The following is a 14578-nucleotide window of genomic DNA, read 5'->3' on the forward strand; positions in this document are numbered from 1 at the left end:
TCCTAGCCTTTCGCCCGGGGATGGGCCTTCTCGTACGTGCGAGCCAGCTCTTCGAGGCCCAGATGAGTGTAGCGCTGGGTGGTGCTCAGGCTGGCGTGGCCCAGCAGTTCCTGGATGGCGCGCAGGTCCATCCCGCGGTTCAGCAGGTGGGTGGCGAAGCTGTGCCGGAGGGCGTGGGGGCTCACCCGCGAGCGCACCGCCGCGGCCTCCAGCGCCGTCCTCAGGAAGGCCCGCACGCTGGTGGGCGTGAGCCGGCCTCCGCGCTGATTCAGGAAAAGGGCCGGACTGGGGGGCAGTTCCTTCTGGGCGAGGAACGCGGACCTTAACCCCAGGTAGGCATCCAGAATGGCCGCCGCCTGCGCGTGGTAGGGCACCAGCCGCTCCTTGCGCCCCTTGCCCAGCACCCGCAGCGTGCGCTGTTCCGTGAGCAGGTCCTGGAGGTCCAGGCCCACCAGCTCGGACACGCGGAGGCCGGAGGCATAGAGCAGCTCCAGCAGGCAGGCCAGCCGTGCCGAGGGGAAGTCCACGGCGGGCGGAAGATCCAGCAGGGCCTGGCTCTCGCCCTCGGTGAGGAAGGCGGGCAGCCGCTTGGGCTGCTTCGGGTTCCGCAGTCCCGAGGCGGGGTTCTTCGGGATGCGCCGGGTCTCCCACAGCCAGCGGAAGAAGGCGCGGGCCGTGGAGAGGATGCGGGCCTGGCTGGCGGGATCCAGGCCGCGATCACCCAGCTCCAGCGCGAAGCCCCGCAGCGTGCGGGGGCTGATATCCCAACCTACCCAGAGACAACGTACGGCATGGTCCAGAAGTTTTTCCAGATCGCCATGCTGGGCCCGCGCCGTGTGCGGGGACACTCCGCGCGCGCGCTGCTCCAGGTGGAAGGCCTGGATGCCCTCGCCCAGCGGTACCGCGCCCTTCCCTGCTACCATGTCCGCACATCCCCAAGTGTCCGGAGTCATTGTGGCGCAGCCCGTCGAGACCATTGCCCAGCTTTTCTATGCCGCGGCGGAGCGGAACCTTCCGGACGCCCTGGCCTCCAAGCAGAACGGTGTCTACGTGCCCATCTCCCACGCGGAAGTGGTGGCGCGGGTCGAGCGGCTGGCGCTGGCCATGGCGGCCCATGGACTCAAGGCCGGGGACCGGGTGGCCTTCATGTCGGAGAACCGCCCGGAGTGGGCCATCGCGGACTTCGCCTGCGCCATCCAGGGCATCCCGGACGTCACCATCTACGCCACGCTGAACGCCGAGCAGGCCGCCTTCATCCTCAGGGACAGCGAGGCCCGCTGGGCGCTCTGCTCCACCCGCGAGCAGCTGGACAAGGTGCTGGGCCACTGGAACGAGCTCCCCCGCCTCGAGGCCGCGATCCTGATCGACGGCGAGCTGCCCGCCGGCACGGGCCGGACGCTCTTCCTGTGGTCCGATCTCCTCCGCGAGGGAGAGGGCATGGAGGCCCGCCGCCCCGAGGTCCGCGCCTGGGGCGCGCAGCGGAAGGCCTCGGACATCCTCACCCTCATCTACACCTCGGGCACCACCGGCGATCCCAAGGGCGCCATGCTCACCCACGGCAACCTCGTGTCCAACGTCCTGGCCTCCCGCGCCACCGTGAGCAACATCGGGGAGGGCGAGCGGGCCCTGAGCTTCCTGCCCCTCACGCACATCTTCGAGCGCATGGCCGGCCACTTCCTGTGGTTCCACGCCGGCGCCTCCATCTACTACGCCGAGAGCGTGGCCACCGTGGCCGCCGACATGCTGGAGGTCAAGCCCACGCTCATGGCCTCGGTCCCGCGCATCTACGAGAAGATCTTCGCGAAGATCTACGACACGGTGTCGGCGGGCAGCTTCATCAAGCGGCTGATCTTCCACTGGGCCATGCTGGCCGGCCGCCAGGCGGTGCCCTACCTCATGAAGGGCCAGGAACCCCCTTCATGGAAGGGCATGTGGTACCGCACCGCCAAGGCCGTCGTCTTCGAGAAGATCCGGCAGCGCACCGGCGGACGCCTGAAGATCGCCATCAGCGGCGGCGCGCCCCTGGGCGGCAAGATCATGGAGTTCTTCTGGATCATCGGACTGCCCATCCTCGAAGGCTACGGACTGACCGAGACCAGCCCCGTCATCACCGTGAACCGGCTGGGCGACGTGATCCCCGGCTGCGTGGGACTGCCGCTCTACAAGGAATGGGAGGGGCGCCCCTTCGTGAAGATCGCGGAGGACGGCGAGATCCTCTGCCAGGGGCCCAACATCATGACGGGCTACTGGAACAACGAAGCGGCCACCCGGGAGGCCATCGATTCGGAGGGCTACTTCCATACCGGGGACATCGGCCATCTCGACGACCAGGGGCGCCTCTACATCACGGACCGGAAGAAGGAGCTCATCGTCACCAGCGGCGGCAAGAAGGTGGCCCCCCAGCCCATCGAGAACATGCTCAAGGTGGACAAGTACATCTCCCAGGCCGTGCTCATCGGCGACAAGCGGAACTTCATCAGCGCGCTCATCGTGCCGAACTTCGACAGCCTGGTACGCTGGGCCGGCTACAAGAAGATCACCTTCAAGAGCCACGCCGACCTCATCCAGAACCCCCTGGTCTATGCCAAGATCGGCAGCCGCGTCGAGCGCATCAACGAACGCCTCTCGAACTACGAGCGCATCAAGAAGATGGTGCTGCTCGCCGAGGAGATGACCCTGGAAGGGGGGCAGCTCACGCCCTCGCTGAAGGTGAAGCGGCGGGTCGTCAACCAGATGTACGCCTCGCAGATCGAGTCGATGTACCAGGATTCCAAAATCTGAACCCCGCAGGGGCCGGTCAGGTCCGGCCCTGCCTGGCCAGGTAGCGGCGCACGGCCTCCTGGGTCTCGGGCGCCTTCATGCCAGCCTCGGCGGCGATCCGCATGGCCTCAGGCACCGGCATGCCCTTGTCCAGGACCAGCCAGGGGCAGACGGCCGCGGCGGCCCGGTTGCCATTGCTGCAGTGGACCACGACCTTCGAGCCCTTCGGCATGTCCCGCAGCACCGACCTCAGGAACTCGAAATCCGCGGCGGGAGGCGTCTTGCTGATGGCGTACCGCAGGTAGCTGATCCCCAGATCCTGCAGGCGGGAGGATTCGGACTCGCAGTCCAGGTCAGGCTCATCATCCCGACGGAGGTCGATGACATGGGTGATGTGCTCTTTCTTCATGGCCACGCAGGTCGCCGGGTTCGGCGGGCCCTTCAGGACATAGATGCCCGCGCGCACCTCCACGGCGTTGGGGATGGCCGACTCCCCGGCCTGGAGCACAAGCGCCGGAAGCAGCAGGAACAGGGTCCGGGACATGGAATCCTCCGCGAGTACGCCTGGACATCCAGGCCGGGTCGCGGAAACCACCGGAGAGGCCTTCGGCTGCGGAGCCAAGGCCCGGGCGGGCGGGTCTCCACAGCCATCAATGTAGGCCTTGTGGTCAGCTATTCAATGCCGGGCGTCACACCGTCCTGGAAAAAGGCGTCTTGGCGCTGAGCTTGGCGAGGTAGGCGTCGAAGGGCTGCACCAGGTTGCGGACGAAGCGCCGGCCGAGCTGGGTGATGAAGACGCCCTCGGGGCGGACCTCCACGGTGCCCTGGGGCACCTCCTCCTGGAGCTGCGCGACGGCATCGGCGAAGAGGACCGGGCCGTCCACGCCGAAGCGCTGCTTCAGGTCGGCCCACTTGAGCTCGAAGTGGCCCATGAGGTGGTGGATCACCCAGCGGCGCAGCTCGTCGTCCTCGGACAGGCGGTGGCCCTTGTGGACCGCCAGGTGGCCGTCCGTGATGCTGCGCTCCCACTTGGCGAGGATCTTCTCGTTCTGGGCGTAGACACCCGCCACGTTGGAGATGGCGCTGGGACCGAAACCCACCAGATCCGTGCCGGCAGCCACGGCGTAGCCCATGAAGTTGCGGATGAGCCGGCCCTCGTTCACGGCCTTGGCCATGGGGTCGCTGGGATGGGCGAAGTGGTCCATGCCGATGGCCACATAGCCCGCCTTCTCCAGGATGTCCGAGGCCAGGAGCAGCAGGTCCAGGCGCAGGTCCGGGGAAGGCAGTGTCTCAGCGGGAATGCTGCGCTGGAAGGGCATGATGCTGGGCAGGTAGGCGAAGCCGTAGATGGCCATGCGGTCCGGGTTCAGCTCCAGCGTCGCCTTCAGCGTGTGGCGGAAGGTGTCCATGGTCTGGCCCGGCAGGCCGTAGACCAGGTCCAGGTTCACGCCCTCGAAGCCCAGCTCCCGGCACTGCTTCATGGCCGTGAGGGTGTGGTCCCAGGTCTGGCCGCGGGTGATGAGGGCCTGCACGTTCTCGTCCAGGTCCTGCACGCCGAACGACACCCGGTTGAAGCCCAGCTCGCGCAGCGTCGGCAGCTGGTCCGGCTCCAGGAAGGTGGGATCCACCTCGATGGCGATCTCGGCGCCGGGCTGGAACTCGAAGCGCTCCTTGAACAGGTTGAAGGTCCGCTTGAGGTCAGCCGCCTTCAGGTAGGTGGGCGTGCCGCCGCCCCAGTGCAGCTGGAGGGCCTTGCGGCGGTCCTTCAGGCGGGCGCAGACCAGGTCCAGCTCCTTCGTCACGGCCGCCAGGTAGGCCTCGACGGGATCGTACTGGGGGCTCACCACCACGTTGCAGCCGCAGTAGGCGCAGCGGCGGGGGCAGAAGGGGATGTGGAGGTAGAGCGACAGGGCCTCGTCCTTGCGGGCATCGGCGCGCTCGAGGGCCGAGAGGACCTCGGGCTCCGGGAAGTCGTCGGACCAGGCCGGGGGCATGGGATAGCCCGTATAGCGCGGGCCGGGACGGTCGTAACGGCGGATGAGATCGGCGAGCTGGTTCATGCGGAGGTCCGTTCGGAAACGAGGAGAGAAACTGCTTACCACCAAGACACCAAGACACCAAGAACTGCGAAGGAATGCTTTTGCATTTCTTGGTGCCTTGGTGTCTTGGTGGTGATCCTTTTCATGCCTTTACTTCATCGAGCACCGCCCCCACCACGGCGGGGTCGGTCTCGGGGGTCAGGCCGTGGCCGAGGTTGAAGATGTGGGGATGGCCCTTCATGGCGTCCACGATGGCCCGGGCCTTCCGGGTGGCGGTTTCCTTGCCGGCCAGCAGGGCGACGGGGTCGAGGTTGCCTTGGAGTACCATCTTGGGGAAGCGGCGCCGGGCCTCGGCGATGGGCACCTGCCAGGGCACCGCCAACCCCTTGCAGGGCAGCTGGTTGAGGCTGTCCGGGAGGTAACCGGTGCGGGCGAAGAAGAGGGTGGGCGCCGCCGTCACCTGGGAGAGGGTGCGCTCCACGGCAGGCAGCGCGAAGGTCGCGTAGTCGTCCGCGTCCAGCTCGCCGGCCCAGGTGTCGAAGAGCTGCACGCCCTGGGCCCCGGCCTCGATGTGCAGGTTCAGGAGGCGGGCGGCGGCGTCCGCCAGCTTGTCCATCCACTTGCGGGCCAGCACGGGCTCCTGGTGGATGAAGGCCTTGGCCTTCGCCCAGCTCTTGCTGCCCTTCCCTTCGATGCCGTAGGCCAGCAGGGTCCAGGGGGCGCCGGCGAAACCGAGCATGGTCACCTTGGCGGGCAGTTCCCTCTTCACCTTGCGGATGGCCTCGCAGACAGGCTCGAACACCTTCTCGTCCAGGGGGCGATCGAGGTCGATCTGATCCAGGGTCTTGCCGATCCGGGGGCCGCCCTCGGGAATCGTCACCTCGCAGCCCAGGGCGTCGAGGATCACCAGGATGTCGCTGAAGATGATGGCGCCGTCGATCTGGGGAAAACGGCGGATGGGCTGTAGCGTCACCTCCGCGGCCAGGTCCGAATCGTTGAGCAGCTGCTCGAAGGTGGCCTTGGCCCGCACGGCGCGGTACTCGGGCAGGAAGCGCCCCGCCTGGCGCATGAACCATACCGGGGGCTTGTCGAGGGCGTTGCCATTCAGGACATGAAGAAGGGGCTGCATCGATGCTCCAATGATTTCAATTCAAGGAAACGACACTCGCAGAGGTTCGCAGAGAAGGCAGAGGGCACGGAGAAAGACAAAAGGAAAGCACCACTCTGCAACCTCTGTCTCCTCAGTCTTTGTCTCTGCGAGTGTTTTCATCTTCCACCAAGTCAGGCGAAACCCTTGGCCACGGCGGCCACGGCCTGCTTGAAGTGGGCCAGCTCGGGCTCGCCGTGGGCGGCGCCCAGGAAGGCCACTTCGTAGCCGCTGGGGGGCAGGTAGACGCCCTGGCCCAGCAGGGCCTTGTGCAGGCGGTTGAAGCTGCTGATGGCCTCGCCCTTCACGGCATCGCTGCGGCGCACGCCATCCTGGAACAGCGGCCAGAGCAGGCTGCCGTAGCGGGGGCAGTGGAGGCCCGGGATGGACTCGAAGGCCTCGGCCCACTTGGCGGCGTTGGCTTCCAGGCCGGCGTAGAAGGCCGGCGTCAGCTTCTCCATGGTGGCGAGGCCCGCGGCCATGGCCACGGGATTGCCCGACAGCGTGCCCGCCTGGTAGACCGGGCCGTCTGGCGCCACCACGCCCATGATGTCCTTGCGGCCGCCGTAGAGGCCCACGGGCATGCCGCCCCCGATGATCTTGCCGTAGGTGGCGAGATCGGGCGTGATGCCGAGGCGCTCAGCCGCGCCGCCGGGGGCCACGCGGAAGCCGCTGATGACCTCGTCGAAGATGAGGACCACGCCGTGCTTCGTGCACAGCTCGCGCAGCCGCTTGAGGAACTCGGGCCTCTGGAGCAGCAGGCCGTTGTTGGCGGGGATGGGCTCGATGATGGCCGCGGCCAGCTCGTTTCCGATCTCGGCGAAGGTGCGCTCCAGGGTCTCCAGGTCATCCAGCGTGACCACGGAGGTCAGCTCGGCGATGCCCTTGGGCACGCCCGCGCTGGTGGGGGCGCCGAAGGTGATGAGGCCGGAGCCGGCCTTCACGAGGAGACCGTCGCTGTGGCCGTGGTAGCAGCCCTCGAACTTGAGGATGCGGTCGCGGCCCGTGAAGCCGCGGGCGGCGCGCAGGGCGGACATGACGGCTTCCGTGCCCGAGGACACGAAGCGCATCTTCTCCACGAAGGGCACCATCGCCTTGATCTTGCGGGCCAGGGCCAGCTCGCGGCGGCTGGGCGCGCCGAAGGTGAGGCCCTCCTGCATGGACTCGGTCACGGCCGCAAGGATGTCGGGGTGGGCGTGACCCAGGATCAGCGGGCCCCAGGACATGCAGAGGTCGAGGAACTTCTGACCGTCCTCGTCCTCGAACCAGGCGCCGCTGGCCTTCTTGAAGAACTTGGGCGTGCCGCCCACGGCGCGGAAGGCCCGCACGGGGCTGGAGACGCCGCCCGGAAAATGGGTCAGGGCCTCGGCAAACAGGGTTTCGTTCGACATGGTTATTCCTCTTCCTTCCTTCGTGGTCTTCTGGTCTTCGTGGTCGGTGTAATCAGGAAATCCAGCCCTTCTCCACGGCCTCGCGCCCCGCGTAGGTGACGATCATGTCGGCGCCGGCGCGCCGGATGGCCAGGAGGTGCTCGTACATCAGCTGGTCGCCGTTCACCCAACCCAGGCGGTCCGCGGCCTTCACGCTGCTGAACTCGCTGGACACGTGGTAGGCGCAGATGGGGGCCAGGGTGCGCTCGCGAAGGCGCCAGATGAGGTCCAGGTTCGGCAGGGCGGGCTTGACCATGAGCATGTCCGCGCCTTCCTCGATGTCCAGCAGGGCGTCGCGCAGGCCTTCGCGGGCGTTGCGGGGATCCATCTGGTAGGTCTTCCGGTCGCCGAACTTGGGGCTGCTGTGGGCGGCCTCGCGGAAGGGGCCGTAGTAGGCGCCGGAGTGCTTGATGGCGTAGCTGAGGATGCTGGTCCGGGTGAAGCCGTGCTGGTCCAACAGGGCGCGGATGGCCGTCACGCGGCCATCCATCATGTCGCTGGGGGCCACCACGTCCGCGCCGGCCTCGGCGTGGCGCAGGGCCATCTCGGCCAGGATCGGCAGCGTGGGATCGTTCACCACCACGCCCTCGTCGTCCACCAGGCCGCAGTGGCCGTGGCTGGTGGCGCCGCAGAGGCAGACGTCCGTCATGACGATGAGGTCCGCGCCGAAGGCCTGCTTGAGGGCCCTGACGGTCTTCGGCACCACGCCCTGGGCGTCCTTCACGTAGGCCGCGTCGGCGCTCTTGAGGGCATCCTCCGGCACGCCGAAGAGCAGCACGCTGGAGATCCCCTTCTTGAGGTCCTTCTCCACCTGGCGGACCGTCTCCTCCACGCCGGCATTGAAGATCCCGGGCATGCTGGAGATCTCGGTCTGGCCGGGCTGGGGCTGCACGAAGTGCCCCTGGATGAGGTGGCGAGGGCGCAGATCGGTCTCGGCGACCAGGTTGCGCATGGCGGCGCTGGTGCGGAGGCGGCGGGAGCGGTTCAGCATGGGGATTCCTCCTTCTTCAGATGTTTCGCGAGCATGGCCCAGAGCAGGCTGGGCTTGGGTTCGCACCAGGCGTGGGCCGGAGCGCCGCCCTTGGCGAAGGCCTCGGCGGTGGCCTCTCCCCAGGCGTAGCGCTGCACGCCGTGGGCGATGGGGGCCAGGATCTCGGCCTGGAGCGGGCTGAGGGCCAGGACGCCCTCCACTTCAGGCAGGGGCGGGAAGGGATCCCGCGCCGCCTCGCGGTGGGTGATCCAGGGGTGGATCCGCCAATCCGTGCCCCGGGAGGCCACTTCCAGGTACTCCCGGCTGCGCTCCCCGCGGGCGAGGATGAAGTCGCCGCCCTGGGGGAACCGGGTGCGCAGCAGCTCCCACAGCGCCTCGGCCCGGGCCTCGGCGGGGACGTGCACCTCCAGGTCCTCGCGACCGAGGGCGTCCGCCGTGCCCGCCCCCTGCAGCAGGCACACCGTCCCGGCCGGAAGGGCTGGAGCGGCCATCCGCGCCCCGGCAGGGCTCAGCGCCAGGAAGGCCGTGGCATCCCCGAAGCCGAAGGGAGGCGGATTGCCGGTCACCTTCAGGCTGGTGAAGGCATAGGGAACCGGCTCCCAGCCGGCCTTCCGCACGGTGTCCGCCAGCGGGTGCTGGGCGGGCCGGGCCAGGGCCAGGCCGGGGGCGGCGAGATCGCTCATGACAGGCCCAGCCCCTGGAGGACCGTCTTCAGCAGGAGCGCGTCGTCGGTGCCCCGGGCCTCGGCCCGGCGGAGGTCCCCGTCGGGAGCGTAGGCGGCCCGGAGCAGCAGGGTGCCGTCCGCCTGGGGCGTGGCCAGGGCGCCCAGGGGCTGCTGGCAGCCGCCGCCGATGCCCGCGAGCACCTTGCGTTCGAGCGTGACGCAGCGGGCGGTCAGGGCGTCGTGGACTTCGGCCAGGACCTCCACGAGATCCGGACGGTCCGCCCGGGCCTCAGCCAGGAGGGCCCCCTGCCCCGGCGCCGAGGGCAGCTCGTCGGGGGTCAGCGGACGCACCGTGAGGCCCGAGAGGTCCAGTCCCAGGCGCTTCAGGCCCGCGGCGGCAAGGAGGGTGGCGTGGAGGGGGGCGTCGCGCAGCACGCCGTCGCGCACCCTCTGGAGGCGGGTCTGCACGTTGCCGCGGATCCAGGTGAACTTCGCCTTGGGGAAGAGCTGGCTCAGGACCCGCTCGCGGCGCACGGCGCTGGTGCCGATGGTGAGATCCTCAGGCGCGTCGGGCCGCATCACCAGCCAGTCCGAGGGATCCTCGCGCTTGGGGATGCAGGCGGAAACGATGCCCGCAGGCCGCTCCAGGGAGACGTCCTTGAGACTGTGGATGAGGAGGTCCGCGGCGCCAGCGGCCATGGCGTCCTCCAGCTCCTTGGTGAAGAAGCCGCCGCCCACCTGCTTGTCCAGGGGGCCCTGGAGCCACTGGTCGCCGGAGGTCGAGAACTTCCGCCAGGACACCTCGTAGCCCTTTGATTCGAGGAACCTCACCAGAGGCTCGGCCTGGCCCACGGCCAGGGCGGATCCGCGGGTGGCGACGGTGACGTGCTTCATGGTTTGGCTGCCTCTCCGTTCGGGTCCGGCTTGGGTTGGGTCTGGATCAGGGCCCGGAAGGCCAGAGTGCGGCCGCGGGTCAGGATCTCCTTGAGGGCCTCGCGTTGGGTCTCGTCCAGCCCCTGCATGGAATCCTCAAGGGCCTTCACTTCCGCCTCCAGGGCACCCCAGGCCGAGTCCAGGCGCTCCTGGGCGGAGGCGAGGTGGCGCTTGTGGCCCCGGGCATGGGCGCGGTGGCGCAGACGCCCCGCGGCCCCCACGAGGAAGGCCTCGGCCTTGGTGGCGGCCTCGGCCCGCTGGGCCCGTGCCGTGGCGGTCTGGGCCAGGAAGGCGGAGAGGTCCACGCGGTGCACCCAGGGCAGCTGCTCCAGGCCGGGCTCGGAGTCCGGCGGCAGGGCCAGGTCGAGGATGCGGAGCAGGGGGCGCTTGAGCGTCTGCCAGGCGTCCAGGGTGAAGATCGGCTCCGGCGCGGCCGTGGCGCTCACGATGGCCTGGAACCCGGCGGGATCGCGCTGGAGCACCGGGAGGTCCACCACCGCCAGGCCCAGGGGATCCGCCAGGTCGTGGGCCTTGCTCCTGGTGCGGTTCGCGATGGCGACCTTGAAGCCGCGCTCCGGCAGCCGCTCGGCCAGGTACTGGGTCATGGGTCCCACCCCGACCAGGGCGACGGAGGAGCCCTCCGGCAGCCCCTCGCAGAGGTGCTTGAGGGCCACCGTGGCCACGCTGACGTTGCCGTCGGCCAGCCCGAGGCGCGAGCGCAGCCGCAGGCCCTCGCGGATCACATCCTCGAACACCGCCTGGGCCTCTTCGCCGGCCACGCCCACCTGGCGGGCCTGCGCGAGGGCATCCTTCATCTGCCCGGGGATCTCGCGATCACCCAGGTTGGCGGATTCCAGCCCGGCGGACATGGCGAGGAGGTGCACCCAGGCCTCCTCTCCCTCGTATCGGCGGACGCCGGGCCCCGGGTCCAGAGCTCCGGGATCGCCGCCCCAGACCATCCAGAGCACCCGCTGGCAGGTGGCCAAGTAGACGAGCTCCCGGGCCCCGGAGGCGCGCTGCCACTCCCGCAGGCGGGCCGGCACGCCATCCCTCACCACGTGCTGGGCCACCTGGTCCAGGTCGTGTACGGGGGCGTGGAAACTGAGGAGGACGGGTTCCATATCGGATCCGATTGTCAATTGGTCCTGGAGGGGCAAGGTCACCGCTTCGTCATGACGCCGCGATGTGGCGGCCATCACAGCCATCATCCTCCGAACAGCCCCTCGATGGCGTCCCAGTCCCATTCCGCCACCGGCGCCACCGAGCCCTCCCGGAGGGCCTGCTGCGTGAGCCACGCATCATAGACCACCAGGGCGCACATGGCCTCCGCCACCGGCACAACGCGGGGGGCGATGCAAGGATCGTGGCGCCCCTTGGTGGAGATGTCGGCGGCATGGCCCTCGCGGTCGATGGTCTTCTGCACCTTCGAGATGGAGCTGGTGGGCTTCACGGCCAGGCGCACCACCACGGGCGCCCCGGTGCTGATGCCTCCGAGGGTTCCTCCGGCGTCGTTCTTCAGCGGCCCCCCGGGGCCCAGCGGGTCGTTGTTCTCGCTGCCGCGGCGGCGGGCGCTCTCGAAGCCCGCACCCAGCTCCACACCCTTCACGGCGCCGATGGACATGCAGGCCAGAGCCAGCAGGCCGTCCAGCTTGCCGAAGGCCGGGTCACCCAGCCCCACGGGCAGCCCCTCGATCCACACCTCGCAGACCCCCCCCACGCTGTCGCCGTCCGCCAGGGCCGCCTCCACGGCGGCCCGCTGGGCGGGGAAGGTCTCCGGGTCGGCGACGCGGAGCGGGTTGGTCTCCACGAAGGCCCAGTCCAGCGCTGAGCCGGCGATGCCTGCGATCTCCCGGTTGAAGCCCCGAACCGTCACGCCCAGGGTGGCGAGCTGCTGCTTGGCCCAGGCGCCGGCGGCGACGCGGGCCAGGGTCTCCCGGCCGCTGCTGCGCCCGCCGCCGCGGGGATCGCGGATTCCGTACTTGCGATCGTAGGTGAGGTCCGCGTGGCCGGGCCGGAACAGGTCGGAGATGGCCTTGTAGTCGGCGCTGCGCTGGTTCTCGTTGAACACCGCCAGCGCGATGGGATGGCCCGTGGTGCGGCCTTCGAAGACCCCGCTGAGGACGTGCAGGCGGTCCGCCTCCTTCCGCGGTGTCACCAGGTCCGACTGGCCGGGCCGCCGGCGGTCCAGATCCCGCTGGATGGCTTCCAGGTCGAAAGGCAGGCCGGGCTTTACACCGTCCATCACGACACCCACCGCCGACCCATGGCTTTCGCCGAAGGTGACGATGCGGAACGTCCGGCCGAAGGAGGAGGGGGAATCGAAGAGCATCCCCCAGTCTAGGGTCTGTTTTGGAAATAGGCCCTGGTTCAGGCCTCCGACAAAAGCCCCATGAGCTGGGGGCCGACGGTCTCGACGCCATACCGGGCCCGGCAGGCACGGTCGGCGGCCTCCCGCCGGCGATCCACCTCGGCATCGTCCAGGCTCCAGATCTGCTCCAGGGCCTCCGCCAGGGCCTCCGGGGAAAAGGCGTCCACCACCCAGCCCAGGCGCCCCCCGTCCAGGATCTCCATGGGGCCACCGTGGTCGGGGCCCACCATGAGCAGGCCCTTGGCCGCGGCCTCCGGGTAGACCATCCCGAAGGGCTCATCCAGGGTCAGGAGGGCGAACACATCACAGGCCTCGTAAACCCGCCGGAGTTCCTCATCCGGCAGGTAGCCGTGGAACCGGATCGAGCCGGCCGGGCATAGGCTTCCGGCCAGGGTTTCCAGACGGTTGAGGAAGGGCCCCGCGCCCACCACGTGGAGCTCGCAGGGGACCGGGCTGGCCGACTGGAAGGCGGCGAAGCCGCGGATCACCGTATCAATGTTCTTGAGGACCTCCAGGCGCGAGTGGACCAGCACCCTGCGCACGGAACGCTCCAGCCCCGCCCGGTTCCGGCCGCCTTCGGGGAATCGAACGATGGGGTAGATCACCTCGTCCCTGCACCGGCCGTAGATGCTCCGCGCGTTATCCCGGCTGAACTCGCTGATGGCGTAGATGACGTCGAGGTTCCGGATAACCTCCAGGTCGTAGGTGTACCGCGCGTGGACGCTGGAATCGCGGCGCATCGACTGGTCGTGGTTGGCGAGCACCTTGGCGAAGGCCCGGGTGGCCTCCTCCGGGCCCTCGCCGCCGGTGATCGCGAGACGCGCCGCCAGCGCGGGATTGGCCTCGCGCATGTGGATGCCCCGTGGGGGCTCGTTGCACTGCCAGATCTTCCGCGCCCGGATGGGGGCCGCTCCGAGCATGGCGCTGGACGGGAAGTTGTGGGCGATCACCAGGTCGTAGCTCTTCAGCGCCTGGGAAGCGCGAATTCCCCGGCGGCGCAGCTTGGCCAGCCGGCTCCATCCGTACAGGGGATCGGTCCAGTGCCGTTTCTTCACGGTGTGGATGGGGATTCCCGCCAGCCGGGCGCCCCACCGGGCCTCGTCGAAACCCAGGGTCACGATCTCCGGCGCGGCCCCCTGGGCCCGGAAATGCTGAGCCTGGGCGGCCACCAGAAGCTCCGCGCCCCCGACGGTCTCGAACGATGGATGAAAGATGCCAAGGCGCACCAGGCCTCCTCTGTGATCCGCCCACATCCTGGACTTGAAGAAGGTGATGTTAGCATTGCGTTTCCCAATGTCCTGCAACGCCCTGAGCCGCCCTCGTGGCGGGGCCGCGCCCTCCCCGCATCCATGGAGCCCAACGCATGAAAGTCCTGGTGGTCGGAGGGTCTGGATTCGTGGGGAGGGCCCTCACCTCCCGGCTTCTCGAAGCCGGCCATGAGGTCGAGTCCTGGGATCGGGCTCCGCGCGACGGCGGTCCCGGATTCATGGCCAGGGCCGTGGATCTCCTGGGCGATGGAGAGCTTCCCCGGCCGGAAGGTGGCCCATGGGATGCCGCCTTCCACCTGGCCGCCTACTCCGTCCCGGGCATGGGGTGGACCCAGGACCTGGTCTTCGCCAACCTGCGCATGACGGCCCGGATCTTCGACCACTTGGCGGCCGTCGCCCCGGGCTGCCGCGCCATCTTCACTTCCAGCGCCTTCGTGTATGCCCCGAGCCCCCGCCCCCTCCGGGAAACAGACCCCCTTGGCTCCACCCATCCCTACGCCTTGTCCAAACATCTTGGGGAGACCTGGGCCCTGAGCCGCCGTGAGGCCCTGAAGGTTTTCATCGTTCGCCCCTTCAACCAGCTCGGCCCGGGGATGGCCGCCGGTCTGCTCGTCCCCGAGCTCCTGGAACGAATCCAGCGGGGCGAGAGCCCCATCCGCATGACGGGCCGGGATGATGTGCGGGACTTCCTCGACTGGCGGGATGCCATGGACGCCTACCTGCGTCTGCTGGAGGTCGACGCGCCCAGCGGCTCCATCTGGAACCTCTGTTCCGGACGCCCCACCCGGGTGTCCGAGCTGGTGCACGGCCTCCTGAGGGCCTGCGGCCAGGAGCGCCCGGTCCTGTTTGCGAATCCAGCGGTGGAGGCCCTGATCGGCGACCCCGCCCGGCTCATGGCCGACACGGACTGGCGGCCCTCCCGCACCCTCGAGGACACGGTCCAGGCCATCGCAGCCCTATCCTGAACCCCGGGGCGAA

General features: G+C 69.1%; 13 protein-coding genes. 2 read left to right on the plus strand and 11 right to left on the minus strand.

Annotated features, from left to right (window positions below; genetic code table 11):
• Nucleotides 1–2: 2 nt before the first annotated feature.
• On the minus strand, nt 3–923 hold the full coding sequence (locus G398_RS20880) for a tyrosine recombinase XerC (RefSeq protein ID WP_043484943.1): 921 nt from the start codon (nt 921–923) through the stop codon (nt 3–5).
• Nucleotides 924–954: 31 nt separating this feature from the next.
• On the opposite strand from G398_RS20880, the gene G398_RS0112915 reads away from it, so the two are divergent.
• On the plus strand, nt 955–2781 hold the full coding sequence (locus G398_RS0112915) for an AMP-dependent synthetase/ligase (RefSeq protein WP_052571938.1): 1827 nt from the start codon (nt 955–957) through the stop codon (nt 2779–2781).
• A 16-nt stretch (nt 2782–2797) separates the two neighbouring features.
• On the opposite strand, the gene G398_RS0112920 is transcribed toward G398_RS0112915, so the two are convergent.
• From G398_RS0112920 to G398_RS19900, 10 genes are all read right to left on the minus strand, one after another.
• On the minus strand, nt 2798–3304 hold the full coding sequence (locus G398_RS0112920) for a protein-tyrosine phosphatase family protein (RefSeq protein ID WP_026853901.1): 507 nt from the start codon (nt 3302–3304) through the stop codon (nt 2798–2800).
• Nucleotides 3305–3449: 145 nt separating this feature from the next.
• The gene (hemN, locus tag G398_RS0112925; RefSeq protein WP_026853902.1) at nt 3450–4820 is read right to left on the minus strand and encodes an oxygen-independent coproporphyrinogen III oxidase; all 1371 of its coding nucleotides are present in this window, start codon (nt 4818–4820) and stop codon (nt 3450–3452) included.
• Nucleotides 4821–4941: 121 nt separating this feature from the next.
• Entirely contained in the window at nt 4942–5928 is a 987-nt protein-coding gene (gene hemE, locus G398_RS0112930; RefSeq protein WP_043484946.1) for a uroporphyrinogen decarboxylase, read from the minus strand.
• Between the two features lie 152 nt (nt 5929–6080).
• Nucleotides 6081–7337, minus strand: coding sequence for a glutamate-1-semialdehyde 2,1-aminomutase (gene hemL, locus G398_RS0112935; RefSeq protein WP_211229089.1), 1257 nt, complete (start codon nt 7335–7337; stop codon nt 6081–6083).
• 52 nt (nt 7338–7389) lie between these two features.
• A complete protein-coding gene (gene hemB / locus G398_RS0112940; protein WP_026853905.1) occupies nt 7390–8367 on the minus strand; it encodes a porphobilinogen synthase in 978 nt (325 codons plus the stop codon).
• The gene (locus G398_RS0112945) at nt 8361–9050 is read right to left on the minus strand and encodes a uroporphyrinogen-III synthase (RefSeq protein ID WP_026853906.1); all 690 of its coding nucleotides are present in this window, start codon (nt 9048–9050) and stop codon (nt 8361–8363) included. The genes hemB and G398_RS0112945 overlap by 7 nt, the downstream gene beginning before the upstream one ends.
• Nucleotides 9047–9925: a hydroxymethylbilane synthase gene (gene hemC / locus G398_RS18395; protein ID WP_043484950.1), complete on the minus strand. Its 879-nt coding sequence runs from the start codon at nt 9923–9925 to the stop codon at nt 9047–9049. Before hemC ends, G398_RS0112945 begins: the two co-directional genes overlap by 4 nt.
• Nucleotides 9922–11085 (minus strand): glutamyl-tRNA reductase, encoded by a 1164-nt coding sequence (locus tag G398_RS0112955; RefSeq protein ID WP_026853907.1) that lies wholly within the window; start codon nt 11083–11085, stop codon nt 9922–9924. The genes hemC and G398_RS0112955 overlap by 4 nt, the downstream gene beginning before the upstream one ends.
• Nucleotides 11086–11168: 83 nt before the next feature.
• Complete coding sequence (gene aroC, locus G398_RS18400; RefSeq protein ID WP_084512643.1) at nt 11169–12293, minus strand: chorismate synthase; 1125 nt, start codon at nt 12291–12293, stop codon at nt 11169–11171.
• Between the two features lie 38 nt (nt 12294–12331).
• Nucleotides 12332–13558 (minus strand): glycosyltransferase family 4 protein, encoded by a 1227-nt coding sequence (locus G398_RS19900; protein ID WP_052571939.1) that lies wholly within the window; start codon nt 13556–13558, stop codon nt 12332–12334.
• 137 nt (nt 13559–13695) lie between these two features.
• Here G398_RS19900 and G398_RS0112970 point away from each other — a divergent pair, with 137 nt between their 5' ends.
• Nucleotides 13696–14565 (plus strand): NAD-dependent epimerase/dehydratase family protein, encoded by an 870-nt coding sequence (locus G398_RS0112970; protein WP_026853908.1) that lies wholly within the window; start codon nt 13696–13698, stop codon nt 14563–14565.
• The last annotated feature ends 13 nt before the right edge of the window (nt 14566–14578 follow it).

The sequence above is a fragment of the Geothrix fermentans DSM 14018 genome, assembly GCF_000428885.1.
Classification (GTDB): Bacteria; Acidobacteriota; Holophagae; order Holophagales; family Holophagaceae; genus Geothrix; species Geothrix fermentans.

Excerpts from the sequence above, each read along its gene's own strand:
- G398_RS20880 (WP_043484943.1), bottom strand. The coding sequence starts at position 923 with ATGGTAGCAGGGAAGGGCGCGGTACCGCTGGGCGAGGGCATCCAGGCC.
- G398_RS0112920 (WP_026853901.1), bottom strand. The coding sequence starts at position 3,304 with ATGTCCCGGACCCTGTTCCTGCTGCTTCCGGCGCTTGTGCTCCAGGCC.
- hemN (WP_026853902.1), bottom strand. The coding sequence starts at position 4,820 with ATGAACCAGCTCGCCGATCTCATCCGCCGTTACGACCGTCCCGGCCCG.
- hemE (WP_043484946.1), bottom strand. The coding sequence starts at position 5,928 with ATGCAGCCCCTTCTTCATGTCCTGAATGGCAACGCCCTCGACAAGCCC.
- hemL (WP_211229089.1), bottom strand. The coding sequence starts at position 7,337 with ATGTCGAACGAAACCCTGTTTGCCGAGGCCCTGACCCATTTTCCGGGC.
- hemB (WP_026853905.1), bottom strand. The coding sequence starts at position 8,367 with ATGCTGAACCGCTCCCGCCGCCTCCGCACCAGCGCCGCCATGCGCAAC.
- G398_RS0112945 (WP_026853906.1), bottom strand. The coding sequence starts at position 9,050 with ATGAGCGATCTCGCCGCCCCCGGCCTGGCCCTGGCCCGGCCCGCCCAG.
- hemC (WP_043484950.1), bottom strand. The coding sequence starts at position 9,925 with ATGAAGCACGTCACCGTCGCCACCCGCGGATCCGCCCTGGCCGTGGGC.
- G398_RS0112955 (WP_026853907.1), bottom strand. The coding sequence starts at position 11,085 with ATGGAACCCGTCCTCCTCAGTTTCCACGCCCCCGTACACGACCTGGAC.
- aroC (WP_084512643.1), bottom strand. The coding sequence starts at position 12,293 with ATGCTCTTCGATTCCCCCTCCTCCTTCGGCCGGACGTTCCGCATCGTC.
- G398_RS0112970 (WP_026853908.1), top strand. The coding sequence starts at position 13,696 with ATGAAAGTCCTGGTGGTCGGAGGGTCTGGATTCGTGGGGAGGGCCCTC.